Annotated in this window: 20 protein-coding genes and 3 pseudogenes; 22 read left to right on the forward strand and 1 reads right to left on the reverse strand. The window is 49.5% G+C overall.

Annotated features, from left to right (window positions below):
- Positions 1-16: 16 nt before the first annotated feature.
- From BZJ21_RS03240 to flgL, 4 genes are all read left to right on the forward strand, one after another.
- Positions 17-1,105, forward strand: a complete 1,089-nt coding sequence (locus tag BZJ21_RS03240) for a flagellar basal body P-ring protein FlgI (protein ID WP_021023040.1) — start codon at positions 17-19, stop codon at positions 1,103-1,105.
- Positions 1,106-1,114: 9 nt separating this feature from the next.
- Positions 1,115-2,065, forward strand: a complete 951-nt coding sequence (gene flgJ / locus BZJ21_RS03245; protein ID WP_077660440.1) for a flagellar assembly peptidoglycan hydrolase FlgJ — start codon at positions 1,115-1,117, stop codon at positions 2,063-2,065.
- Positions 2,066-2,235: 170 nt separating this feature from the next.
- Complete coding sequence (flgK, locus tag BZJ21_RS03250; protein WP_077669109.1) at positions 2,236-4,113, forward strand: flagellar hook-associated protein FlgK; 1,878 nt, start codon at positions 2,236-2,238, stop codon at positions 4,111-4,113.
- A 12-nt stretch (positions 4,114-4,125) separates the two neighbouring features.
- Entirely contained in the window at positions 4,126-5,319 is a 1,194-nt protein-coding gene (gene flgL, locus BZJ21_RS03255; protein ID WP_021023043.1) for a flagellar hook-associated protein FlgL, read from the forward strand.
- A 104-nt stretch (positions 5,320-5,423) separates the two neighbouring features.
- On the opposite strand, the gene BZJ21_RS03260 is transcribed toward flgL, so the two are convergent.
- Positions 5,424-7,526, reverse strand: a complete 2,103-nt coding sequence (locus tag BZJ21_RS03260; protein WP_077669110.1) for a tetratricopeptide repeat protein — start codon at positions 7,524-7,526, stop codon at positions 5,424-5,426.
- A gap of 470 nt (positions 7,527-7,996) precedes the next feature.
- Here BZJ21_RS03260 and BZJ21_RS03265 point away from each other — a divergent pair, with 470 nt between their 5' ends.
- From BZJ21_RS03265 to fliL, 18 genes and pseudogenes are all read left to right on the forward strand, one after another.
- Positions 7,997-9,139, forward strand: a complete 1,143-nt coding sequence (locus tag BZJ21_RS03265; RefSeq protein ID WP_021023046.1) for a flagellin — start codon at positions 7,997-7,999, stop codon at positions 9,137-9,139.
- A gap of 263 nt (positions 9,140-9,402) precedes the next feature.
- Entirely contained in the window at positions 9,403-10,527 is a 1,125-nt protein-coding gene (locus tag BZJ21_RS03275; protein ID WP_077669111.1) for a flagellin, read from the forward strand.
- Between the two features lie 55 nt (positions 10,528-10,582).
- Positions 10,583-11,011 carry a flagellar protein FlaG gene (locus BZJ21_RS03280; protein ID WP_021023049.1) on the forward strand — a complete coding sequence of 143 codons (429 nt, stop codon included), beginning with the start codon at positions 10,583-10,585 and terminating at the stop codon, positions 11,009-11,011.
- An 18-nt stretch (positions 11,012-11,029) separates the two neighbouring features.
- Positions 11,030-12,388, forward strand: coding sequence for a flagellar filament capping protein FliD (fliD, locus tag BZJ21_RS03285; RefSeq protein ID WP_077669112.1), 1,359 nt, complete (start codon positions 11,030-11,032; stop codon positions 12,386-12,388).
- Between the two features lie 2 nt (positions 12,389-12,390).
- Entirely contained in the window at positions 12,391-12,693 is a 303-nt protein-coding gene (locus BZJ21_RS03290) for a hypothetical protein (RefSeq protein ID WP_021023051.1), read from the forward strand.
- A gap of 12 nt (positions 12,694-12,705) precedes the next feature.
- Positions 12,706-13,110 carry a flagellar export chaperone FliS gene (fliS, locus tag BZJ21_RS03295; protein WP_021023052.1) on the forward strand — a complete coding sequence of 135 codons (405 nt, stop codon included), beginning with the start codon at positions 12,706-12,708 and terminating at the stop codon, positions 13,108-13,110.
- Positions 13,111-13,273: 163 nt separating this feature from the next.
- The gene (locus BZJ21_RS03300; RefSeq protein ID WP_077460303.1) at positions 13,274-14,758 is read left to right on the forward strand and encodes a sigma-54 dependent transcriptional regulator; all 1,485 of its coding nucleotides are present in this window, start codon (positions 13,274-13,276) and stop codon (positions 14,756-14,758) included.
- Between the two features lie 138 nt (positions 14,759-14,896).
- A complete protein-coding gene (locus BZJ21_RS03305) occupies positions 14,897-15,946 on the forward strand; it encodes a sensor histidine kinase (protein ID WP_077669113.1) in 1,050 nt (349 codons plus the stop codon).
- A pseudogene (locus tag BZJ21_RS03310) lies at positions 15,943-17,101 on the forward strand (sigma-54-dependent transcriptional regulator); the annotation flags it as partial. The gene BZJ21_RS03305 and the pseudogene BZJ21_RS03310, both read left to right, overlap by 4 nt.
- Before the next feature lie 83 nt (positions 17,102-17,184).
- Positions 17,185-17,355: pseudogene (locus BZJ21_RS16855) on the forward strand (helix-turn-helix domain-containing protein); the annotation flags it as partial.
- A 110-nt stretch (positions 17,356-17,465) separates the two neighbouring features.
- Complete coding sequence (gene fliE, locus BZJ21_RS03315) at positions 17,466-17,777, forward strand: flagellar hook-basal body complex protein FliE (RefSeq protein WP_021023056.1); 312 nt, start codon at positions 17,466-17,468, stop codon at positions 17,775-17,777.
- Positions 17,778-17,792: 15 nt separating this feature from the next.
- Positions 17,793-18,878, forward strand: a pseudogene (fliF, locus tag BZJ21_RS03320) (flagellar basal-body MS-ring/collar protein FliF); the annotation flags it as partial.
- A 139-nt stretch (positions 18,879-19,017) separates the two neighbouring features.
- A complete protein-coding gene (fliG, locus tag BZJ21_RS03325) occupies positions 19,018-20,070 on the forward strand; it encodes a flagellar motor switch protein FliG (RefSeq protein ID WP_021023058.1) in 1,053 nt (350 codons plus the stop codon).
- A 29-nt stretch (positions 20,071-20,099) separates the two neighbouring features.
- Positions 20,100-21,074 carry a flagellar assembly protein FliH gene (locus tag BZJ21_RS03330; RefSeq protein ID WP_077669115.1) on the forward strand — a complete coding sequence of 325 codons (975 nt, stop codon included), beginning with the start codon at positions 20,100-20,102 and terminating at the stop codon, positions 21,072-21,074.
- Positions 21,071-22,390 (forward strand): flagellar protein export ATPase FliI, encoded by a 1,320-nt coding sequence (gene fliI / locus BZJ21_RS03335; RefSeq protein WP_077669116.1) that lies wholly within the window; start codon positions 21,071-21,073, stop codon positions 22,388-22,390. Before BZJ21_RS03330 ends, fliI begins: the two co-directional genes overlap by 4 nt.
- 3 nt (positions 22,391-22,393) lie before the next feature.
- Positions 22,394-22,843: a flagellar export protein FliJ gene (fliJ, locus tag BZJ21_RS03340; RefSeq protein ID WP_021023061.1), complete on the forward strand. Its 450-nt coding sequence runs from the start codon at positions 22,394-22,396 to the stop codon at positions 22,841-22,843.
- Between the two features lie 96 nt (positions 22,844-22,939).
- Positions 22,940-24,499, forward strand: a complete 1,560-nt coding sequence (locus tag BZJ21_RS03345; protein ID WP_077669117.1) for a flagellar hook-length control protein FliK — start codon at positions 22,940-22,942, stop codon at positions 24,497-24,499.
- A gap of 35 nt (positions 24,500-24,534) precedes the next feature.
- A complete protein-coding gene (fliL, locus tag BZJ21_RS03350; RefSeq protein ID WP_021023063.1) occupies positions 24,535-25,026 on the forward strand; it encodes a flagellar basal body-associated protein FliL in 492 nt (163 codons plus the stop codon).
- Positions 25,027-25,031: the final 5 nt, after the last annotated feature.

Genomic DNA, 25,031 nt, shown 5'->3' on the forward strand with positions numbered 1-25,031 from the left:
GTGACGGAGAGTTGACGTGAAAAAGTGGTTGTTATCGATAGTCTTGCTGGTTGTAGCCACACCAAGTCTTGCGGCTCGAATAAAAGACGTTGCCGAGGTTGCTGGGGTCAGGAGTAACACGTTGACGGGCTATGGTTTAGTGGTCGGTTTGCCGGGGACAGGTGAAAGCACTGATTTTACTGACCAAAGTTTTAAGTCGATGCTAAATAACTTTGGTATCGAACTTCCTACTGATACAACCCCTCAATCAGACAATATCGCCGCAGTCGCAGTGACCGCAGACCTCCCTGCGTTTGCCAAACAGGGTCAAAAACTTGACGTGACTGTGTCATCGATTGGCTCGGCGGAAAGTTTAAGAGGGGGAACCTTGCTCCAAACCTTTTTGAAAGGGCTGGATGGCAACGTCTATGCCACCGCACAAGGCAACTTAATTGTCGGTGGGTTTAGTGCCACGGGGGCCGATGGCTCACAACTGGTGGGGAATACCCCTACTGTGGGGCGAATCACGAACGGTGCCTCGGTCGAGCGCGAAGTGCCGAATCCATTTGGTCGAGGTGATCACCTTACCTTTAATCTTTTTCAATCCGACTTTACCACCGCTCAACGTATGGCGGATGCGATTAACCGCTTTCTAGGACCATCAACAGCGTCTGCGATGGATGCTACGTCGGTGCGTGTCAGAGCGCCACGTGATGTGAGCCAGCGGGTCGCGTTTTTATCCACCTTAGAAAATATTGAATTTCAACCTGGAGATGGTGCGGCTAAAATCATCGTCAATTCTCGTACGGGCACCATTGTGGTGGGACAAAATGTGCGCCTTCGTCCAGCTGCAATTACGCATGGCGGCATGACCGTCTCGATTCAAGAAGACTTTAATGTCGATCAGCCCAACCCACTCGGTGGTGGGGAAGCGGTAGTCACACCGGATACCGAGATCAATGTCGAAGAAGAAGAAGGGCGAATGTTCCACTTTAAACCAGGCGTGACCTTGGACGATTTAGTTCGCGCAGTCAATGGCGTGGGGGCAGCCCCCTCAGACTTGATGGCCATCTTGCAAGCGCTAAAGCAAGCGGGTGCCATCGATGGCCAGTTGATAGTCATATAAGGGACAGCAATGAAATCTCCTGTTGATAGTCAATTTGTACACGATATTAGCCAGCTTGATTCGTTGCGCCGTCAAGCGACTAAGAATGGCGATGGCGATAAAAGTGCCGCATTACGCTCTGCGGCTGAGCAATTTGAAGCCTTGTTCACCCAGATGCTGTTTAAATCAATGCGTGATGCCAATGAAGCGTTCGAGTCCGATCTCATCGACGATCGCACCTCTAAGTTTTATGAGCAAATGGCAGACGAACAAATGGCGAGTGAACTCAGTCGAGAGGGATCGCTGGGGCTGGCTGATATGATTGTGGAACAACTGGGCCAGGCTCTGGGCGATAGTGAGCCTGACTTGGAAGATGCGGCGCGCACATCGGCGCAATCTTTGCCTTTGGATCAAAATCGAAGTCGAGAGGCGGCAGAAAAAGCGATTGCCGCGCTGGATAGCCAGTCGATTGCCCCACCGGCAGCGGGAAGTGAGGCGGGACAACGTAATGAAGGCTTTGATTCGCCTGCCGCATTTGTTGATACATTAGCGCCTCATGCACGACGCGCGGCACGGGCACTCGGCACTGATCCAGCGATCATTTTAGCACAAGCTGCCTTGGAAACCGGCTGGGGTAAAAAAGTGATCGCCAATGCCCGTGATAACAGCCATAACTTGTTCAATATTAAAGCGGATCCACGCTGGAGCGGAGATAAAGTCGCGACGCAAACACTCGAAGTGTATGATGGGATCCCGGTGAAAGAAACGGCGAGTTTCCGCGCGTATCCATCCTATCAAGAGAGTTTTGATGATTTTGTTTCGTTTTTACGAGAAAACCCCCGTTACGAGCAAGCCCTGTCTCAATCTGCGCAACCTGAACAGTTTATTCGCGAACTCCACCAAGCGGGCTATGCCACTGATCCTGAGTATGCCGACAAAGTTATCCGTGTGCTCGATCAAGTCCGTGGCATGATGGAATAATTGAGCGGCAGGCAAAGGCTTGCCGTTTTTTATTTTAGCTTGATTTTTTATGCCTTTAAATCAGTTAATATCTTGTTTTACATCGCTTTAAAACCCCTCTACCTTCTCTGGCCTGATTTTTGCTTTACTTTGATTATCTCGTTTTAATTGCCGGGTTACTTGGAGGCACAATGGGCTTGGACCTGCTTTCCCTTGGATCGCAAGGCGTACTGACTGCGCAGCGACAGCTGAATACAACAGGTCACAATATCTCTAACGTGAATACGGAGGGGTATAGCCGTCAATCCGTTGAGCAACAAACCAATGATCCGCAATTTTGGGGTGGCAACAATTACGGTACCGGTGTTCACGCTGCTGCGGTACGCCGTAACTATGATAAGTTCGCGGTTAATGAACTGAATGTGGCGACCTCGAACTTGTCTCACGCCGCCGCGCGCAACGATCAACTCGGTCGACTCGACGATATGATGGCGCATTCAGCCAAAAAAATTCCTGAAAACATGAATGAATTCTACGGCGCGGTTAAAGGGTTAACTGACAGCCCAAGTGATATGGGGGCGCGAAAAGTCGTGCTCGAAAAAGCGCGAATGGTCGCTGCCGGTATGAACGACGTCTATGGCGTGTTACAGCAGCAATCAATTGATACCTCGTCACAAATTGATGCCACGGTAAAGCGAATGAACGACATCGGCCAAGAGCTGGTGGATGTGCATAAGGCAATACTTAAAACCCCCGCCGAAGCTAATGATCTATTGGACCGTCATGACAAATTGATCCGAGAGCTGTCTGAGTACACCCAGGTAAGCGTGAATGCACGCGAAGATGGTCTTTTCAATGTCATCATTGGCAGTGGCCATATGCTGGTATCCGGGATGAATAGCAGTGAGTTAACTACCTTGCCGGGTGAGCCGGATCATCAAGAGCGTCGTTTAGCCCTCGTTGAAGGTAAGAGTGTGAAAGCCATTTCGAATAGCGATATTCGCGGTAAACTCGGTGCGTTATTTGAGTACCGTGATGACACACTCAGCCAAGCGCGTGACGAGTTAGGCCGAATGTCGATTGGGTTTTCTCAGGCGTTGAATGATTTGCAGGGACAAGGCTTCGATCTTAATGGTGAAGTGGGCAAAAATATCTTTACCGATTTTAACAGTGATCGCATCGCCCGTTCTCGCGTGGTTCAAAACGGTGAATCCACTGCGGACCTTAAAGTTTATATCGATGATTTGCAAAAGCTTAAACCGGGTGACTATCAACTTAAGTTCGATGGCACACAATATACGCTGACCGCCCCAGACGGCAAACAAGCCGCCGTTACCCCTAGTGGTACGCCTCCCAGCTTCAATGTGGACGGAATGCGTGTTCAAATTGATGCAGGATTGGCGGCCAATGAGCGAGTATTAATTCGCCCGGCGCGGTCAGCAGCAGGGCAAATGCGGGTAACGATGGAAGATCCTGCTGATATTGCCGCACAAAGCTATATCAGTGGTAGCTCGGTGAGTAAAGGAGAGGGCGACGTCCGTGTACTGCAAAGTGGCGGACAAAAAGAATTTCAAGTTCGAATCTCACCGGATGGCAGCCAATTTGCGGTGACAGACACCAAAGGTCAAATCTTGGTTGCGCCTCAAGCTTATCCACCTGGTGGGCCGATAGACGTGAATGGGACCGTGATTGATCTTAATGATAAAGCGGTGCCTGACGATGTCTTGGCCGTAAGCTTGATCCCGGCGGATGGCGACAACAGTAACTTAATTCGCATGCAAGAGTTGCAAACGCAAAAGTTGATGGATAATGGCCGCTCCACCGTGCTTGACGTCTATGAAGGGCTGAGTACCGATTTAGGGGTGCAAAAAGCGTCGTATGAGCGTTTGCAGGATGTGAGTATGGTTGAACATGATGCGGCAGAAGGGCGTGTCGCCCAAGTGTCTGGGGTTAACCTTGATGAAGAGGCGGCGAATATGATGAAGTTTCAACGCGCTTATATGGCGGCGTCACGCATCATGACTGCAGCCAATGAAACCTTTGATTCTCTGCTCAATGCAACGCGATAAGGGTCGATCAGTATGATTAGTCGTATTGCTAGTTTTCATAATTACCAATCTGTCTCCAACGACATTATGCGCCAAAATGTGAAGGTGCAAGATAATCAGGAGCAAATGGCGACCGGAAAACGTGTGATCACATCCGGCGATGATCCCGTCTCATCAATCTATATTCAGAACTTTCGCCAGCAAGATGAGCAGATTGATCAGTTTATTGATTCGATCACCTTGGCGAGAAATCGTCAAACACGTGAAGAGATCGCTATTGATGAATCAGAGCAAATCATGGATGGCGCCAAGCGTAAAGTGATGGCGATGATTAATGGTTCGTTATCGGTGGAAGACCGCACTGCGCACCGCCAAGATCTGCAAGGAATGTTTGATAACTTTATGGACTTGGTGAACACCAAGGACGAGTCAGGCAACTTCTTGTTCTCCGGCACCCAAACCAGTACCCAGCCTTTTTATCGTGATACCCAAGGCAATGTCCGTTATGCCGGCGACAGTTACTTTCGTACGGCTCAAGTAGCGCCTGCAGTAGAAGTGCCGACCTCCGATCCCGGCGATAAGATGTTTATGGAAATTGATAACCCTTTTGGCGATTATCAACCGGAATACGATCTTGAAGATGGATCTCTGCTGTTGCTGGCAAACGCGGAAAATAGCAATGATGCTGATACGGCCAACTATTCGGTGTCGTTTGATGTTAATGCTAGTGGTGATACCACGTACTCACTGATGCAAGATGGCACCGAAGTCAGTGCTGGCCTTTACGATCCGCAAACCGGCATTGAGTGGAACACGCTCAAAATGACCTTTGAAGGTGAGATGGGGCCGGGTGATACTATCAACTTAGAAAGACAAGATAGCTTCAATATCTTCGATGCGTTTAAAAATGGTGCGGCTTTATCGTATGCGGATATCGATGATGCCTCGGCAACGGCAGAGCTCCATCAAGTCACTGAGCAGTTTTCAGCCGCCTTTAAACACTTGAACAAAGCACGCTCAGAAGTGGGAACGCGGTTGACCACGCTCGATCGACAAGAAAGCATGCATAAAGATTTTAAATTAGTGTTGAATCGCTCTTTGGGTACCATGGAAGATTTAGATTATACCCAAGCCGCCATCGATATGAACGAAGATATGCTGGCACTGCAAGCGTCCCAGCAGGCATTTGCTAAGACTAAAGATCTTTCGTTGTTTAATTATATCTAACCCAAGGTTGAAGCCTTAAGTTACCGCAAGGTACCAGGGGTGAATAAAAAACGGGGCCGTCTCAGCGGCCCCGTTTTTATTGGTAGAGGGTGATTCCCCCCTTTTTACCGACCGAGATCGTCAACCATACGGCGTGCTATCGCATCAAGCAGTGGCTGTTTGTCTTTGATCATTGGCGGATAACTAAACGCATACTCTGCGTAGCCTGGCATCGACTCTGGCGTTTGTATATCGCTCTCTTTATGGCCGGCAAAAAACACATAGCAAGGTGTGCCGACGGCAACCGTCAGCCGATGCACCGCTGTCCCCGCGGTAAATACCCCCGAGAGCTGTTTGATCGCATGCGCGGTCCCCATAAAATCATTTTTAAGATCTAATCCCGGTAGGGACACGATCTCAACGCCCGTTTGTTTTTTGATTTTACTCAGCTCTTTTTCACACTCACCATATTGTAAATTGACAAACTGGGCGTTAGGACAAAGCTGGCGAACGGCTTTTATCCAGCCTGCTAATTCTTCAGCCACCAAGTAGTGAATGTTACGGGTGGCAGCCGCGAGACCACTGCGCCAGCATAGCCCAAACACAGGCCCTTTCTGATGCAATTTGGCTAACGGTGCTATCCAAGGCGCATGGGTTGCGACATCAGGAACAATATAGGTTTGCTGATAAAGATGACGGTCAAAGTGGTGATAGCACAACCCTGCCAGTGATCCACCGGCCACCCAGCTATCAATGTCAGCGAGAACATGCTCAGGGACAAAAATATCTTTTCCATCTTTGCGAGAAATCGGCACAATTTCTGTACTTGGAAATGCTTGAATCAGTAAGGGCTCTAGACGCGGATCGCAGCCAACGTACACTTTTCGAGCACGCTCAACCACCATTGCCACGTTATGAAAATAGGCGAGTTCATCCCCGACACCTTGCTCAGGCATAATGAGCACGGCATCAGTTTGTGGTCGCGACAAATCCCAACGGGGTAAATCACCGTGGTATTTGAGTCGACGGCCGCAATCAAGTCCTGCTTCATTCGCCGAGTAAAACTTATCCCACGCCATTTGGGTACGATAGACAAAGGCAAGGTTAAACCGCAGCGCATGATCATCGGGTTGCGCCGCTAATAACGTTTCTAGGCGATGTTGGGCTTGATCGATATTTCCCATATACCACTCGAGCTCGCCTAATTGTGCATTTAAGGTATTCGCTTGTTTATCGCTGACATGAACGAGAGCCTTCTCGTGGATCTGGTAGCAATCGGTCAATTTATCTTGCGTAAACTGATGATGTTGCTTGAGTCGCTCGAAGGTAGCACGGGCATAGGCATAGTGTAATTCTCCGCCCTCGGGGTCATCACGCAAACATTGCTTGGCCAGTTTACTCGCTTCCAACCAATTGGCTTCCTTGAGATACACCACCAACAGTTGGTGCAAAAAGGCTGGATCTTGAGTTTGCTTATGAGCTTGCAAGCAGCGTTGGCGAGCGCTTGTATACGCACCGAGCCCTGACTCTGCTCTGACCAAAAGCAGTTGCCACACTTGATGAGATTGCGCTTTGTCATTACCGCGTAATAAGAGCTGCTGGGCCTTACCGTATTCTTGTTCATCAAGCGCATGCTGAGCCAACGCCATCAATGCAGGAGGGTAGTCGGGCTCAAGCGTTAGTATCGTTTGATAAAGTTGTTCGCTTTGTGCCGTGTGGCCATCCTTCATCAAATTAGCGGCCAACGCCATGGTTTTGTTGATTTCCTCAGCCAGACCTTGATTTTTAATTTGATGCAATTCATCACGCAAAGCATGTGTACGACGGCTCTCACCTTGCAAGCCAAGTTTTGCGGTTAATTGTTCACGTAAACTAAGGATATCTTGGTTGGTGGGAGCGGCGGCAAACAAAGCGTCGACAATGTCTAAGGCCGCTTTGTTGTGGCCTTGCTGGGTGAGCAGTTGCGCTTTGTCGAACAACAGAGAGTGATCATCAGGCGCGAGCGTAAGGGCATGTTCAAGATGTGTCATCGCTTGGCGATATTGCCCTTGTTCCGCATCTAATACGGCGAGAACCTGCCGCACGGGAACGGTATCTGGCGCCTGGCTCAGTATCTGTTCAAAAACTTGCCGTGCATCGACTTTATTGCCGTCTTGATAGAGGCGAATACCGAGCTGGAACGCGTCATCCAGCGTCATATTCGTTTGACCGTCGTTTTCTTGCGTCATCAGTGACTTCGTCCTGTTATTTATGATTGCCTCGACTTAGTGTCAAGACGCTGGTGGGATGATGAGTGTTATCTATCTGCAAACAATATCTGCAAAAAATATGCCTTCTAGCTCAGTCGTTACCGGAGTTGGCCACCTATTTGCAAGCGTACATCGACAAGCGATAGACCGGTCATGCCGGCAACCGAAGGCGAGGCGTTGCCGCTATATTGCCGCTGGTACAGAAAATCGGCAGATTCCGCTGTCATTATTGAGCTCTATTATACAACAAAAATCTAGTAAGATACTGATTTGGATATATTTTAAAAAGTTGGCACATATATTGTATTTAATCAACCAAGCGGCCAGTTTTTGAACGGGCTGAGACTAAAACTGATTAACAAGCTGTTCCCGCAGCACCGCCATTACACAGTGCAACACGTCGCGGGTAGGCTGTTTCGCAAAGCAAGCGAAAGTCAAAGGAGAGCAAAATGGGTGTAACAGTTAACACCAACGTGTCTGCGATGACTGCGCAGCGTTACCTGAATAAAGCGACCGATGAGTTGAACAATTCAATGGAACGTCTGTCGTCAGGTAGCCGAATCAACAGTGCTAAAGACGACGCGGCGGGTTTGCAGATATCTAACCGATTAGTGGCCCAAACTCGAGGGCTTGATGTGGCAATGCGGAACGCCAATGATGGTATCTCGATTGCCCAGACTGCCGAAGGGGCTATGCAAGAGTCTACCAATATTTTGCAGCGTATGCGGGACCTTTCCTTGCAATCTGCTAACGGTGCTAATGGTAAATCTGAACGTGTGGCTATCCAAGAAGAGGTCGAGGCACTGAAAGATGAGCTGAACCGAATTGCAGAAACGACAGCCTTTGGTGGACGTCGATTACTGAATGGTTCGTTTGGTGAAGCCTCGTTCCAAATTGGTGCGGATGCCGGTGAAGCGATCATTATGGGACTCTCGAGCATTCGTGCAGATGATTTCCGTATGGGTGGCGTAGAATTTGTTGGTGGTCAACCCAAATCAGCTGGCTGGGAAGTGGATGGTGCAGCCTCGACATTACAGCTGCAATTTACCACGAAAGAGGGTGAAAACGTCAGCTTAAGTATCGGCGCGAAAGCAGGCGATGATGTGGAAGAGCTGGCAAGCTATATCAACGGTCAGTCAGATGAAATGCTCACCGCGTCCGTTGACGAGGAAGGACAGCTGCAAATCTTTATTGAAGAGAATAAAGTCGCAGGCGCCGTCAATTTTAGTGGTGGACTCGCCGCCTCTCTGGGCATGGTTTCGGGTAACGGTGACTTAGTGACAGCGGCAGACCTCGATGTGTCCGATGTCGGTGGTGCTCAAATGGCTGTTGGCGTTGTCGATTCGGCGATGCGTTATATCGATAGTCAGCGGGCGGATTTGGGCGCGAAGCAAAATCGACTCAGCCACACCATTAGCAACTTGTCGAATATCCAGGAAAATGTGTCGGCTTCAAACAGTCGTATTCGAGACACAGACTTTGCACGTGAAACGACGGCAATGACCAAAGGTCAAATCCTACAGCAGGCGGGTACCTCGATGCTGGCTCAGGCCAAACAGATGCCGCAAGCAGCATTGAACCTTCTGCAATAACCTCTCGTTTTTACAGATAAAAAAAAGCGGCAAGCGGTTGCCGCTTTTTTTATGCCAATTTTTATCAAAATCCCACTAAAGATATCTCTCCTTTGGGCGTTAACCTTCATAGCGCCATACGGCATCGGTATTAATACCGACACGCACAACAAAAAAGCTAAAGCTTTCTCAACGTGCGCCGCTACATGGGTTGTGAACAATTTTACACTGGTTTTCCCTGGTCAGCTGGGCGAAGCCGGACCTAGAACCTAAGGAGAATAGTTATGGCTATTACTGTTAACACTAACGTCCCTGCGATGACAGCTCAGCGATTTCTGAATAATTCAACCGATGCGCTGAACAACTCAATGGAGCGTTTGTCATCCGGCTCTCGTATCAACAGTGCCAAAGATGATGCGGCAGGTCTTCAGATTTCTAACCGCTTGATGGCACAAAGTAGTGGCTTGGGTGTGGCTGTTCGAAATGCCAATGACGGTATCTCAATGGCGCAAACCGCTGAAGGGGCGATGGAAGAGTCAAGCAATATCTTGCAACGTATGCGTGACTTGTCACTGCAATCCGCTAACGGTGCAAACGGTGATGCTGAGCGTGGTGCAATCCAAGAAGAGGTTGTGGCGTTACAAGATGAGTTGAACCGTATCGCAGAAACCACCTCGTTCGGTGGTGCTAAGCTTCTCAACGGCACATTTGGTACGCGTTCGTTCCAAGTAGGTGCTGATGCTGGTGAAGCGGTGATGATGGAGTTCAAAAACATCCGCGCTGACCACAGTGAAATGGGTGGCGCTAGCTTTACGGCTGCGAATGGTAAGTCAGCAGGGTGGACAGCTACTGCCGGTGCAACCATGGCAATCAACATCACCAATGCGGATGGCACATCAACATCCATCAATGTGAACGCCAAAGCGGGTGATGACATTGAAGAAATCGCCACCTACATTAATGGTCAGGCTGACGATAAACTCAGTGCATCGGTGACGGAAGACGGTGAGCTGCAAATTGTCACTGGGGCAGGTTCGGATGCAACCTTCTCAGGGGCGCTGGCTACGTCGCTATCCATGGGAACCAAAGTGGATGAAACCATCAAAGATGTGGATGTTTCGTCTATGGGTGGCGCACAAAAAGCGGTCGGTATGATCGATAATGCGATGCAATTTATCGATTCTCACCGTGCTGAATTGGGTGCGAAGCAAAACCGTTTGAGCCATACAATTGCGAACTTGGATAACGTCAATGAAAACGTATCGGCCTCTAACAGCCGAATCCGTGATGTTGATTTCGCGAAAGAAACAACGAACTTGACCAAATCGCAAATTCTGCAGCAGTCTGGTACCTCGATTTTGGCGCAAGCCAAGCAGGCACCACAAGCGGCACTGAGCTTGCTCGGTTAACCATTCACGAGCGGCGGCCTAATCGCCGCCGCTACGTTTTTGGAGGTGAATAGCAATGGACATTTCATCCGTTTCCAATTCATCCCTGCTGCACTCAAAACCCTCTGATGGCACAAAGATTGCAAAAGATGTAAGAGTTGGAAAAACGCAGTCTGATCCGGTGAATCAGCATCAGCAAGCTGAACGCCGAGAAGCGCGAGAATCAATGCAGCAACGGCGTGTTGAACAGTCGCAGCGCATTGAAGAAAACCGTCAGCTACAACGACAACAGCTTGAAAAGCTGGTCGCCCGGCTAGATGAGTTTATGTCTGACTTTAACAAAGGGCTCGCATTCCGACTGGATGAAGACACAGGACGTAGCATTGTCACCGTGTATGAAATGAACAGTGGCGATATCATCCGTCAAATTCCAGAAAAAGAAATGTTAGAGCTTGCTAAGCAATTGTCGCAACACGCGCGAGGGCTGGTCACAGAGAAGGTGTAACGAGGTGAGAGAGTCGTTATGAGTGTAAAAGCAGCAGGCATGGGCGGTGGCATGGATATTAATGCCATGGTCACTAAAATCGTGGATGCTGAACGTGCACCCAAGCAAGAGCGGATTATCAAACGCACTAATGACGTTGAAACCGACATTAGTGCGTTTGGTCGCTTAAAAGATTCTCTCGCGACACTTAAAACCCAGATGTATGATTTTCGTCGTAACGAAGGTTTTTCGGCGAGAACCACATCGGTGAGCAACCCCGACGCGCTCGGTGCTACGGCAACACCGGACGCCATCCCTGGACGTTATCAGATTGATGTACAGCAACTTGCGGGGGCTCATAAGCTTGTCTCGCCAGGCGTCGATCCTGATGCCTCGTTGGGTACGGGTAAACTTACGATCACCATGGGTAATCGCACCAGTGTGATCGATGTACCACAAGGCAAAGACAGCTTGGCTGACGTTGTGCGGGCGATTAACAACGATCCTAAAAACCCCGGGATCCAGGCGTCGCTTATCCAAGACGATAGTGGCGCACGTATGGTGCTAAACGGTAATAAAACCGGGGAAACGAATCGGATCGAAGTGAATGTTGATGCTCAGATAGGCAGTGCACTCCACCAGTTAGGGTTTCAAGCTGGACAAGCTAATAATGGCATGACGCAAATGCAGGCAGCACAAGATGCCAAGATATTGATTGATGGTATCGCCTCGGTGTCCAGTACAACCAATACATTTGATAATGCTATCGAGGGTGTCTCGTTAGACGTTGACCAAACCAGTGATAAGCCACTTTCACTGGCGGTAGAGCATGACCGAGAATCGGTACGATCAACGATTACGTCTTTTGTTGATAATTACAATGCGTTCTTCCGTGTCTCTCAAGCCGTTAGCCAATATGATCCCGAAACGCAACAAGGCGGTCCGTTGGCGGGTGAAAGTGTGATACGTACGGCGACCAGTCGGTTACGTAACTTATTTTCATCCCCGATAGAGAAAGCGCCTGAAGGGATGAAAACATTGAGTGAACTTGGGGTGACGACCACCATGGATGGCCGTTTAGAAATCGACAATAAAGTGTTAGACCGCCAGCTGCGTCAAAACTTTAACGGTTTAGAAGGTTTTTTCGGTGGCAATGATGGCTTTGCGCGTCAATTAGAGCAGGTGGTCAATGGGTTCACCGGCGCGGGTGGAGCGATCAGTAACCGTGAAAGCACGCTTTCAGAGCAAAAGCTGAGATTACGTGATGATCAGCGTGAGTTAGATAGACGCATGGAAAGCTTAGAGTCACGAACCATGCAGCGCTTTTCTGCGATGGAAGAAGCAACGAGTCAAATGCGTTCTCAATTGCAAGCAATGCAAAACATCATGCCAGGTTAGCCATGACAGAGATTGCGGATTGGCTCGTCACGTTAGAGGTAATGGATGCAGACATTGCTCAGCACTTAACCTTAAGTGACATTGATCCAGAAAAGCTGGCTCAACAATTGCATGATAGAAAAACGCTGCTCGATAAGATTGCAGCGTCAACACAGGCGCCGAGTCATCCACAATGGTCCGAGGCGTTGGCAAGAACAAAAACGCTCATTGATACGCTCGAAGAGCACAAAGCAGAATCTGCCAAGCGCTTGTTACAGCAGCGCAAGGGGAAGCAGTCTGTGCAGCTGTATAAGAAATTTCAATAGGTGAGGAAGACTATGAGAGGCTCACTACAGGCCTATAAGAAGGTCTCGGTTGACAGTCAGTTAAGCGCCGCGTCGCCTCATAAGGTTATCCAGATGCTGATGGCCGGGGCTATTGAGCGTTTAATTCAAGGCAAGGCGGCGATGGCACAAGGCGATTTATCCGTCAAAGGTGAGCGCCTAGGTAAGGCATTGGATATTATTATCAATCTACGGGCTTGTTTATCTATGGATGAGGGCGGTGATATCGCGGATAATTTGGATGCCATTTATGACTTTATGATTCGACAAGTCAGTGCCGCCAACTTAGACAATACGCCAGAACCCATTGACGATGTGATTGAGCTATTGCGAGAGATAAAATCAGCTTGGGACCAGATTCCCTCTGAATACCATAATATGACCCAAGCGACCAGTTAAACCGCCTACCAAAAGACGGACATGGCACTGGAGTCACAGGTTTACTGTGTCTCCGGTTGCCTTATGCGCGTTCTCTATTACAATGTCTTGATTAAAATTGAGATTGTTGTTGCTTACGAGCGGCACAATAATAATAAGTTATCAGGGCAGACGTATCTCACACATGCAAGATTTAGCAAAGATCCTTGTTATCGATGACGATGACCAGTTTCGTCACGATCTCGGCGTGATACTCGATTTTATCGGCGAGCGTTACGCGCTTCACTCGACCACAGATGTCAGTGATGCACTCTGGGAGCAAAACTGGGGCGCATGTTTTCTTGGTCACGTCCGCTCGACATCGCTGTTAGAGAAAGTGCTTGACCAACTTGCGACCTATCACCATGTTCCAGTGATTGCGATTCGACGTCATGATCGTGAACTTTCCGGGTTGCCTAATTATGTCGGCGAACTGGGCTTACCGTTAAATTACCCACAATTGTTTGACGCCTTACACCATTGCCGTGAGTTTGCTGGAAAACAAGCGTTTAGTATTCCACAACTCGCAGGTGACAATACCGCCTTTCATAATATGGTTGGCAAAAGCGATGTGATTGAACAGGTTCGTCATTTAATTGATCAGGTTGCTTCAACCGAGGCAAGTGTGTTGATTTTAGGTGAGTCTGGCACCGGTAAAGAAGTGGTTGCACGCCATATTCATCATTCATCCTCACGCGCGACCGGTCCTTTTGTGCCGGTGAACTGTGGTGCGATTCCCGGAGAGCTCCTCGAAAGTGAACTCTTTGGCCATGAAAAAGGGGCTTTTACCGGCGCAATTTCAGCACGCAAAGGACGTTTTGAACTTGCGGAGGGTGGAACGCTCTTTTTGGATGAAATCGGCGATATGCCGATGCCAATGCAAGTGAAGTTGTTACGCGTCCTTCAAGAGCGTACGTTTGAGCGAGTGGGAGGAAATAAAAGTATTCGCGCCAATGTTAGAGTAGTTGCTGCCACTCACCGCACACTGGAAACGATGATCCAAGAAGGCGAATTTCGCGAAGATCTCTATTACCGACTCAACGTATTCCCGATTGAGATGCCTGCATTGCGAGATCGTATTGACGATATTCCCTTGCTTATCCACGAACTGATGTCTCGTCTAGATGGTGAAGGAAATGGACGTATTCATATTTCACCGCGAGCGATTAATTCGCTAATGGAACATCAGTGGCCAGGGAACGTGCGTGAATTGGCCAACCTTATCGAACGCTTGGTGATTTTATATCCGGGGCAAATGGTGGATGTAAATCACCTTCCCGCGAAATATCGCTACAGTGATATTCCTGAATTTCAGCCAGAAGCGTATTCGGTAGAAGACACCGAAATGGCAGAGCGAGAGGCACTCACTGCGATGTTTTGTGAGCCAGATATTCCCGCGTTTGATGATGAGATGCCAGGCTTTTCTGACAGTCCAGGTTTTACTAGTTTGCCTCCCGAGGGCGTTAATCTTAAAGAGACCCTGGCTGAAGTAGAAGTTGATCTGATCAAGCAGGCACTTGAGGCGCAGTCAGGCGTCGTCGCGAGAGCTGCGGATATGTTGAGTATGCGGCGAACCACCTTGGTGGAAAAAATGCGTAAGTACGGACTCAACAAAGAAGAGTTAATATAAATCGGTAATGTGTCAAAAAGCGGAGTCAAAAAAATGACTTCGCTTTTTTGTCTTCAAGAAGCTGATATTATTGGCTATTTTTATGGCATAATCCCTGCTTAAATGAGTAAAACCTTGATTGAAATGTGTATTGCTTAAATGGAAACCCAATCGTCGCCACTTGGATCAGTGGATCAACAAGTTACTCGATATAAGCAAGTTCTGGATGTTATGCCTGCGGGGGTTATCTTGCTGGACGCCAATGGACGTGTTGCTGAAGCCAATCCAGAGGCGCATCGACTACTGGGTGAGCCATTGACTCAGCAGCGTTGGTTTGAGGTGATACAACGGGCTTTTTCCCCACGTGACGATGATGGGCACGAGGTATCACTAAAAGATGGTCGGCGAGTAAAGCTGGCCATCTCAGCGTCCGATTCGGGGCAGCTCATTTTAATTACCGATATGACCGAAACCCGTTTATTGCAATCGCGTGTCAGTGATCTACAACGTTTATCATCGTTAGGTAAAATGGTGGCATCATTAGCGCATCAGGTGCGTACGCCACTATCGAGTGCCATTTTGTATGCGTCCAACCTAGGTGCCCCAAACCTGAATAATGCGACCAGGCAGCGTTTTCAATTCAAGTTGTTAGACCGTTTGCATGATCTGGAAATGCAAGTCAATGACATGTTGCTATTTGCCAAAGGCGGCGACAATAACGTGGTCAAGGTATTCAGTGTCGAACAGCTATTTAATGAATTTGAGCCCATGGTGGATGCGGTCGTTCAAGGACATGATGTTGATTTTGCAATTAACAGTGACGACGAAAGTGTAAAGGTGTTGGGCAACCCCAATGCGTTAGCCAGTGCCTTAAGTAATCTTGTGATTAATGCTGTCCAGGTGGCGGGCAAAGGCTGCCAAGTCGTTGTCGATTCACGGCTGCAGGGCGATAACCTTTTACTTTCGGTGGCGGATAACGGGCCAGGCATCGCGCCGGAGTTACATGCCAAAGTCCTTGAGCCTTTTTTTACCACGCGACAACAGGGGACAGGTCTTGGCCTCGCCGTTGTGCAAATGGTGTGTCATGCCCATGATGGCAAGCTCACCTTACAATCTGAGCCTGAAAAAGGGGCCTGTTTTACATTGTGTTTGCCGCTTGCCAAAGGGGCGGTGGCAGATCATGGTGAGAGCGTAGGAGAAACACAATGAGCCAAACAACCGTGCTAATCGTGGAAGATGATGAAGGGTTGCGCGAAGCGCTTGTCGATACACTGGCGCTGGCAGGGTATCACTGGCGAGAAGCGGACAGTGCCGAGCAAGCCTTAGTGACCCTGAAATCAGAGGCCATTGATATTGTCGTCTCTGACGTGCAAATGGCAGGAATGGATGGCCTTGCACTTTTGCGCTCGATTAAAACACACATGCCGAATTTACCGGTTTTGCTGATGACGGCCTATGCCAACATCGAAGATGCCGTGGCGGCGATGAAAGAGGGCGCGATCGATTACATGGCCAAACCGTTTGCTCCCGAAGTGCTGTTAAATATGGTGAGCCGCTATGCCCCTGTCAAAACCGATGACTCCGATGCGATTGCTGAAGATCCAAAAAGCGTCGCCTTACTGGCGTTGGCAGACAAAGTAGCAAATACCGATGCGAATGTGATGATCTTAGGGCCTTCAGGCTCAGGAAAAGAAGTCATGGCGCGCTATATTCACGATCATTCAGCACGTGCCAATGCCGCTTTTGTCGCCATTAACTGTGCCGCGATTCCAGAAAACATGTTAGAAGCCACGTTATTTGGCTACGAAAAAGGGGCCTTTACTGGCGCGGTTCAGGCTTGTCCGGGCAAGTTTGAACAGGCACAAGGCGGAACCATTTTACTGGATGAAATCAGTGAGATGGAGCTTGGGTTGCAAGCGAAATTACTACGCGTGTTGCAAGAGCGTGAGGTTGAGCGTTTAGGTGGACGAAAAAGTATCCAGCTTGATTTGCGGGTGCTTGCCACCAGTAACCGCGACTTAAAAGAATACGTAGCGCAAGGCCACTTTCGAGAAGATCTTTACTATCGCTTGAATGTCTTTCCCATCACTTGGCCGGCGCTCAGTGATCGGCTCGGCGATATTATTCCACTGGCGCATTATTTACTGTCACGCCACTGCCAAAAACAAGGCTTACCTTGCCCAAGTTTGCATCCAGATGCCGAACAGAAACTGCTCGCGTACCCGTGGCCTGGTAATGTCAGAGAGCTCGATAACGTTATGCAACGCGCATTAATCTTGGCCACGCAGTCGCACATTCAAGCCTCTGATATTCTACTGGAGGGGCAAGATTGGCAAGATGCGTCTAGCTTACAAAATCAAGTAATGAATACGCGCTTTAACCACCAAGCACAAGCGCCGGCTTCTCCTCCAACGGCCACTGAGCATGTTGAGCAGCCCCCCAATGGCGTAGGATTGGGCAATGAGTTACGCGATCAGGAATTTTCTATTATTTTAGAAACGATCCGCGCTTGTGAAGGACGCCGCAAAGATGTTGCAGAACGCCTTGGGATTAGCCCGAGAACTTTACGCTACAAATTAGCCAAAATGCGTGATGCTGGCATCGATATTCCCCAATAATCGCGCGGTGTTGCGGCTTTTTGCTAAAGTGGTCTCAAAGTTGCAAACACACAGATATCTGATAGAAATCTGACTCATTTGACAAAAAATTGACACAGGAAGGATCGACGATGAAAGCCAATGCCCTGACGCAAGAAATGCAAGCCATGGCGGTAGCCGCGAAAAATGTGTCTCAGCCTGCCACAGGACAGCAAGTTAGCCAAGAGTTTGGCGATATGCTCTCCAGTGCCATTAATCATGTCAATGGACTGCAAAAAACATCCGGTGAACTCGCCACCCGGTTTGATGAAGGCGATCGTAATGTGAGCTTATCGGATGTCATGATCGCTCGGAACAAATCCAGTGTGGCCTTTGACGCAACAGTGCAAACGCGCAACAAACTGGTTGAAGCGTATAAAGAATTAATGAACATGCCTGTTTAATGTAGGAATTAATCAGTGGCTGAAGAGAATCAAAATACCGATCTCGCGGTGTCAGATGGTGCAGCAGCATTACCATCGACCGATGCAACGCTAGACGCGGAGCAAAGCGCGCAAGATCCGGATGCACTCGAACAATCGGCGTCGTCAAATTCGATATTTGGCGATCTCGACATGGTGCGTCAACTGATCTTGGTGCTCGCGGTCGCGATCTGCGTGGCCCTGATCATGATGCTTTTTTTCTGGGTACAAGAGCCAGAGATGCGGCCACTGGGTACGTACGAAACGGAAGAGCTTATTCCGGTTCTCGATCACCTAGATCAAAGCAAAGTCGATTATCAACTCGATGGAAACACCATCCGCGTTCCCTCTAGCGATTACTCGTCCATTCGTCTTGGGCTCACCCGAGCGGGCTTAAATACAGCCACGGCAGAGGGCGACGATATTTTGCTCAATGATATGGGCTTTGGTGTATCGCAAAAGCTTGAAACAGAACGCTTAAAACTGAGTCGTGAACGTCAACTGGCGGCAGCGATCGAAGAAGTGCGTCAAGTGCGAAAAGCAAGAGTACTGTTGGCGCTGCCTAAACAGAGTGTTTTTGTGCGTCACAATCAAGAAGCGTCCGCAACGGTCTTTTTGACCCTTGGCGGGCGTAATACCCTAGGCCAGGAAGAAGTCGACTCGATTGTTGATATGGTGGCCTCCGCAGTGCCTTCTCTGAAACCCACGCGCGTAACCGTCACTGATCAGCATGGACGTTTGCTCAACTCAGGCAGTGAAGATCCAGCGTCGGCGGCGCGGCGAAAAGAGTACGAATTAGAACGTAAACAAGAGCGCCAGTTACGAGAGAAAATTGATTCCATTCTCATCCCTGTTTTGGGCTTAGGGAATTATACCTCTCAAGTCGATGTTGCCCTGGATTTTAGCTCGTTGGAAGAAACGCAACGGCAATATAACCCCAATACGCCAGCGACGCGCAGTGAATACACACGTGAAGATTATAACGGCTCCGACCGTGTGGCTGGTATCCCTGGGGCATTAAGCAATCAACCACCAGCGGACGCCTCTATTCCAGAGGATGTGCGAGAAGAGCTCGATGGCTCGAGTAATTTTGCCATGTCAGCGTCAGATGTTGAGCTGCCAAACTTACATAAAGACGAAGACTTGCTAAAAGCGGTCCGAGCGCTGGTCGCCAATGAGCCAGACTTGGCCGCACAAGCGGTAAAAAACTGGGTGACCGAAGATGGCAAATGAAGTCGCAAACACGGGTGAAGAGCAAGCCGGCTCAAGTTTCGATATCAGCTCTTTAAGTGGGATTGAGAAAGCCGCCATCTTACTGTTAAGTTTAAGTGAGCAAGATGCAGCAAGCATCATTCGACACCTCGAACCTAAACAAGTGCAGCGAGTCGGTTCGGCGATGACATCAATGACCGATCTTAACTCGGACAAGGTCGCGGCGGTGCATCGTGCGTTTTTGGAAGAAATCCAAAAATACACATCGATTGGGATGGGAAGCGAAGACTTTGTGCGTAACGCACTGGTGGCGGCGCTGGGTGAAGACAAAGCTAATAACTTGGTTGACCAAATCTTGCTTGGCAGTGGCTCCAAAGGCTTAGACTCACTCAAATGGATGGATCCGCGTCAAGTCGCCAGCATCATCATCAACGAGCACCCGCAGATTCAAACTATCGTGCTGTCATACTTAGATCCTGAACATTCAGCAGAAATTCTCTCCCAGTTTGTTGAGCGTGACCGGCTCGATCTGATGATGCGGATCGCCAACTTAGAAGAAGTCCAGCCAGCGGCATTACACGAACTAAACGAAATCATGGAGAAGCAGTTTGCTGGCCAAGCGGGTGCTCAAGCCGCCAAAATTGGTGGCTTAAAAGCGGCTGCCGAAATCATGAACTACATGGACAACAGTGTAGAAGGTGTCTTAATGGACTCCATTCGTGATCAGGACGAAGAGATGGCATCACAAATCCAAGACTTGATGTTTGTCTTTGACAACTTAATTGATGTGGATGACCGCGGTATACAGACCCTATTGCGCGATGTGCCGCAAGAAGTGCTGCAAAAAGCACTTAAGGGAGCGGAAGATAATTTACGCGAGAAAATCTATCGCAACATGTCTAAACGTGCAGCCGAAATGCTGCAAGATGATATCGAAGCCATGGGGCCAATTCGTGTCTCCGATGTTGAAGGGGCACAAAAAGAAATCCTTTCCGTTGCGCGTCGTCTTGCCGATGCCGGTGAGCTGATGCTCACTGGTGGCGGCGGTGATGAGTTTGTATAAGTTGCTTTTCTTTCGCGTAGAGGTTGTCGATGAGTTTAGATAAACGCCGTGGCTATATTCGTGCCAACGAAGCTGACGCTGAAACGATCGATCGTTGGACACTGCCGCCTTATGGCGATCGAGATAATCTGCCCAAAGATACTGCGCTCAATTATGATCCGAGCTGGGAGCCAGAAGCGGATACTGACGTTGAAGAAAGTGAGCCGGCCCCAGAGCCATTAACGGCCGATGCCCTAGAAGCGATTCGGCAACAAGGTTATGACGAAGGCTATGAAGAAGGCAAACAACTCGGGCATCAAGAAGGGCTAGAGGGTGGCCTAGAAGAAGGGCACGAAAAAGGGTTCGAAGAAGGCAAAAAGGCAGGGTATGAGCAGGGTGTTGAAGAGGGAAAAGCATTAATTGAGACGCGCTGTCAGCATCTTGACACCATTCTTAATCAGCTCAGTCATCCATTGGAGAAGCTTGATATAGACGTCGAACAGCAACTTTTGGTAATGGTCCAAGCATTGACTAAGTCGCTGACCGGCGTGGAGTTAGAAACCAATCCGCAGGTCATTTTACAGACATTACGCGCATCGATAGCTGCACTCCCCGTGGCGGATCATCCCGTCACAGCCGCGTTACATCCTGATGATTATGCCGTGGTCACCGAAGCCTACGACGACGCCATGTTAGCCTCACGGGATTGGACGTTACAATCAGAGCCCGCGTTAGCGCGTGGTGATGTACATGTGAAATCGAAAGATTCTGTGGTTGATTATCAATACAGTGAACGGGTGGACGCGTTGCTCCGCGAGTTTCAAGGGAAAAACCAGTCACGGCAATCAGTGCCATCCCAGTCTTCTACGTCTGGCGCTGACGATCCCAGTGTTAATACGCCCAATACTGAAACCGATACGCTCAAGTCGTCGGCGCAACCGTCGTCAGACGCAGCGGCACAAGCGCAAGCAAAACCTCATGCTTCATCCTCCTCATCCAGCGATGATGACGGCGTGTCGTCATGAGTCAGCTGGCTGAGCGCTTAAAGCGGTGTCAATTAGATAACCTTGCGCCAAAACCCGTGGCATCCGGCAAATTGGTACGAATGGTCGGCTTAACGCTCGAAGCGATCGGCTGCCGGGCGCCCATCGGTTCTGTTTGTGCGGTCGAGACCTTAAATGGAACCATCGAAGCGGAAGTGGTGGGGTTTGCCGGAGAGTTGTTGTACTTGATGCCAAATGAACAAGTCTCTGGGGTACTCCCGGGTGCACGCGTGACGCCTTTATCTGAACGTAGCCAACTTTCCGTAGGCATGGAGCTGCTTGGCCGTGTTATCGACGGTATGGGAAACCCACTGGATGGTAAAGGGGATATCTACACTGATAAGCAGGCCAGTTTAGAAGGTACTCCCATCAACCCATTAGCGAGACAGCCAATTAGAGAACCCCTCGATGTGGGGATTAAAGCGATTAACGGTCTGCTTACTGTCGGTAAAGGGCAGCGAATTGGGTTGTTTGCCGGCTCTGGTGTGGGTAAATCCGTAACGCTTGGGATGATGACACGTGGCACCACCGCACAAGTTGTGGTTGTGGGGCTGATTGGCGAACGTGGCCGAGAAGTAAAAGAATTTATCGATGATATCTTAGGGGAAGAGGGCCGGGCCCGTGCCGTCGTTATCGCCGCCCCTGCTGATTCATCGCCGCTTGTGCGCTTAAAAGGCTGTCAAACGGCACTGACGATCGCTGAGTATTTTCGCGATCTTGGGTTGGATGTGCTTTTGCTGATGGACTCATTAACACGTTTTGCTCAGGCACAACGTGAGATCGCATTATCCGTGGGTGAACCTCCCGCGACCAAAGGCTACCCACCCTCGGTATTTGCCCGTTTACCCTCATTAGTCGAGCGTGCAGGAAATGGTGCTGTCGGGCAGGGCTCGATCACGGCATTTTTTACTGTATTGACCGAAGGTGATGACTTACAAGATCCAATTGCCGACGCTGCACGTGCCATTCTTGATGGTCACATCGTGTTATCTCGCGAATTGGCGGATGGCGGGCATTATCCGGCGATTGATGTCGAACGGTCGGTAAGCCGTGTGATGCCGAATATTACCAGTGACGAGCAAATCTTGATGTCGAAAGCGGTGCGGCAAGTGTTGTCCGTTTGCCGCAAAAACCAAGACTTGGTCTCAATTGGCGCGTACAAGCCAGGCAGTGATGCAGCCGTGGACCAAGCCTTTCACCTGAAGCCAAAACTGGATAATTATTTGCAACAAGGGATGAAAGAGGTGGTCCCTTTCGATATGTGCGTCAATATGTTGCGCTCAACCTTGCAAGGATAATTTATGGCTGACCATGCACTGCATTTATTGTTAGAAAAGGCCCAAGAAGATGAAAAGCAGGCGCAACTTAGCGTCAGTGAAGCCCAGCAAGCATTAGATGGCTATTATCACCAGCTCGAGCAAATTGAGCAGTATCGTCTGGAATATTGCCGACAAATGTCTGACCGGGGTCAGTCAGGGCTCTCTGCCAGCGCTTTTGGCCACCTTAATAAATTTATCGTCCAGCTTGATGAAACCTTGGCAAAGCAACGAGGTGCTGAGCATCAGTTTAAGGATCATTTAGAACAGTGCCGTCAAGCATGGCAACAAACACGCCAACACCGGCAGTCTCTCGAGTGGTTAATCGAAAAGCGAGCGCGAGAAGAAGCAGAACGTGCTCATTATCAAGAACAGCGTCAAATGGATGAAATGGCAGCAATTATTGCACGCCGACGTCCCTCTCCCTTTTCCTAAGAATAAAATGGCGCGATAATTGCTTTATCATTACCGACATGCCAGCACATTGAGGCTCGGTTTAAAGGATAACCATAAGGTAATGACGAGAAACTTATGACGCAGTCTACGCTGACGCTTTCCAATCTCTCACCTAAAACCCCTCTCGCGACCAGTGACGGTGCGACAGGCGAGGTAAAAGGTGATAAAAATACCGGCTTTTTAGCGGCGTTGCGCCAGTCCATTGATGGCAAGGGTGAGCAAGGCGACATACCGATTAAACTGACCCAAGATGGCAAGACTTTATTGGTTGATGGTCAGGCAATTGATGCCGAGGCGATGCTTGCTGATGGCATGTTTAGCGAAGCGGAAATGGCCGAAATTGCCGATATGACAGCCATGGAAGAGAGCCAAGCACTGCTGATGCGACTGAATCAAGCGGCAGCCATGCTTAATGGCAAATCTTTGCCTACTGCCGACGCTGATCCCTTATCTGCCAGTGCGGATGCGTTATCAGCACAGACGCTAAACGTGACGCAATCTGATGACGATGAAAGTGTGCAGATAGACGGTGATAACACAGAAGGGGTGATCGACAGACAAGCGTTATTGACTGAGCTGGCCAAAAACTTGCCGGAGGGTGTGTCACCCGAAAAAGTACTCGATCAGTTATCTCCGGATCAGTTGGCGGCGTTGGCAAGTCAAGTAAGAGCGACGCAATCACTTGACGCTGAGAGTGCTGCACATCGCAAAGATAACGCGCTTGAATCGGATGGAAGCGCGATAAAATGGTCAACCGCCAAAGCGCAACAAGAGACAGATAATCCAGCATCTCTAAGCAAAGAGAAGGAAACGCTGGCGAAAGAAGGTCAGCTGAAAGAGGGCGTCACAAAAGAAGGCGCGACACTATTAAAGAGTAGCGAGCTGACCGATAAACCGCGCCATGATGCAAAATCAGCAGCGACCCCCAATGCCAATCCAGCGTCGTTATTAGCAGGAAAAATGGGCCAGTCGGATGACCTCAGCAAAGCCGCATTAAAAGCGATGGCAGAGCAAGCGGGTCAAGCGGACACCGCATTGACAAGTGGCAGTGCTTCTAGCGCAGCAGAGGGAGCCACACGCCCTGAAAACTTAGCGCAACAATTGGCCAGTGGTTTAGGGTTGTCGTCGGCCCAGTCCGCCACGGCACGACAAGATATGCAAGCAGCGCAGAGTGCACAGGCGCCCCTCCCGCTCGGACAAACGCCCACAGAAGCTGGTACTGCCTTGACGGAGCGTATTAACATCATGCTGTCAAAAAACCTCAAGCAGGTTGATATTCGGCTTGATCCTCCTGAGCTAGGGCGAATGCAAATTAAGTTGGGAATGAACAACGATCAAGCGACGGTTCACATTACAGTCGCCAACCAGCAAGCGCGAGACGCGGTTGAACAAGCGATGCCGCGGCTTCGTGATATGCTACAGCAACAAGGCTTACAGTTGGCTCAAGGATCCGTTCAGCAGCAAGACAGTGGCGCGCAGCAAATGGCTTCAGGACAACAAAATCATACTGGGGCAGGGGCGTCAGGCGGCTCACCTCTTGGATTAACGACCGGTGAGGACAATGATGACGCGATGTTAGCAGGGCACGCGTTAAACGTTTCACACAATGATCGCGCTGTCGATTACTATGCTTGATAAAAACGCACCAATAATGAGGAGCATGAATAGCCATGGCAAATGACAACGCAACCTCGGAACAAGGCGGGGGCAAGAAAAAGCTCATCATTATCATTGTTGCTGCTGTGGTGTTATTGGCGGCCGTAGGCGGTGGGGCTTTTTTCTTTTTATCGGGTGACGATAAAAGCCAAGACGATATTGTCTTGGAGGAAGAAAATAACACGCTTCCGGCCATTTATGTCACTCTACCTCAGCCGTTTGTCTTTAACGTGACCGGTGATGAACAACAGCGGCTGGTGCAAGTGAATGCACAATTATTGGTGCGTGGTAGCGAGAGAGAAGCGCTAGCGAAGGAAAATTTGCCGCTGGTAGAACACGCGTTACTCAATACCTTTGGTGCTGCCACAGTTGAGCAACTGCGGACCCCTCAAGGTCAGCTAGAAGTCCGGCGCCAGTCCGCTGAGAATGTGCGCGCGGCTTTAATTAAAGTAACGGGTGAGCCGGTGGTAGAGCGGGTTCTCTTCACTGGGTTTGTGATGCAATAGGTGAT

Source organism: Salinivibrio costicola subsp. alcaliphilus (assembly GCF_001996185.1).
GTDB lineage: Bacteria > Pseudomonadota > Gammaproteobacteria > Enterobacterales > Vibrionaceae > Salinivibrio > Salinivibrio costicola.

Coding starts and splice junctions, on each gene's coding strand:
- flgJ (WP_077660440.1), top strand. CDS start 1,115: ATGAAATCTCCTGTTGATAGTCAATTTGTACACGATATTAGCCAGCTT.
- flgK (WP_077669109.1), top strand. CDS start 2,236: ATGGGCTTGGACCTGCTTTCCCTTGGATCGCAAGGCGTACTGACTGCG.
- flgL (WP_021023043.1), top strand. CDS start 4,126: ATGATTAGTCGTATTGCTAGTTTTCATAATTACCAATCTGTCTCCAAC.
- BZJ21_RS03260 (WP_077669110.1), bottom strand. CDS start 7,526: ATGACGCAAGAAAACGACGGTCAAACGAATATGACGCTGGATGACGCG.
- BZJ21_RS03265 (WP_021023046.1), top strand. CDS start 7,997: ATGGGTGTAACAGTTAACACCAACGTGTCTGCGATGACTGCGCAGCGT.
- BZJ21_RS03275 (WP_077669111.1), top strand. CDS start 9,403: ATGGCTATTACTGTTAACACTAACGTCCCTGCGATGACAGCTCAGCGA.
- BZJ21_RS03280 (WP_021023049.1), top strand. CDS start 10,583: ATGGACATTTCATCCGTTTCCAATTCATCCCTGCTGCACTCAAAACCC.
- fliD (WP_077669112.1), top strand. CDS start 11,030: ATGAGTGTAAAAGCAGCAGGCATGGGCGGTGGCATGGATATTAATGCC.
- BZJ21_RS03290 (WP_021023051.1), top strand. CDS start 12,391: ATGACAGAGATTGCGGATTGGCTCGTCACGTTAGAGGTAATGGATGCA.
- fliS (WP_021023052.1), top strand. CDS start 12,706: ATGAGAGGCTCACTACAGGCCTATAAGAAGGTCTCGGTTGACAGTCAG.
- BZJ21_RS03300 (WP_077460303.1), top strand. CDS start 13,274: ATGCAAGATTTAGCAAAGATCCTTGTTATCGATGACGATGACCAGTTT.
- BZJ21_RS03305 (WP_077669113.1), top strand. CDS start 14,897: ATGGAAACCCAATCGTCGCCACTTGGATCAGTGGATCAACAAGTTACT.
- fliE (WP_021023056.1), top strand. CDS start 17,466: ATGAAAGCCAATGCCCTGACGCAAGAAATGCAAGCCATGGCGGTAGCC.
- fliG (WP_021023058.1), top strand. CDS start 19,018: ATGGCAAATGAAGTCGCAAACACGGGTGAAGAGCAAGCCGGCTCAAGT.
- BZJ21_RS03330 (WP_077669115.1), top strand. CDS start 20,100: ATGAGTTTAGATAAACGCCGTGGCTATATTCGTGCCAACGAAGCTGAC.
- fliI (WP_077669116.1), top strand. CDS start 21,071: ATGAGTCAGCTGGCTGAGCGCTTAAAGCGGTGTCAATTAGATAACCTT.
- fliJ (WP_021023061.1), top strand. CDS start 22,394: ATGGCTGACCATGCACTGCATTTATTGTTAGAAAAGGCCCAAGAAGAT.
- BZJ21_RS03345 (WP_077669117.1), top strand. CDS start 22,940: ATGACGCAGTCTACGCTGACGCTTTCCAATCTCTCACCTAAAACCCCT.
- fliL (WP_021023063.1), top strand. CDS start 24,535: ATGGCAAATGACAACGCAACCTCGGAACAAGGCGGGGGCAAGAAAAAG.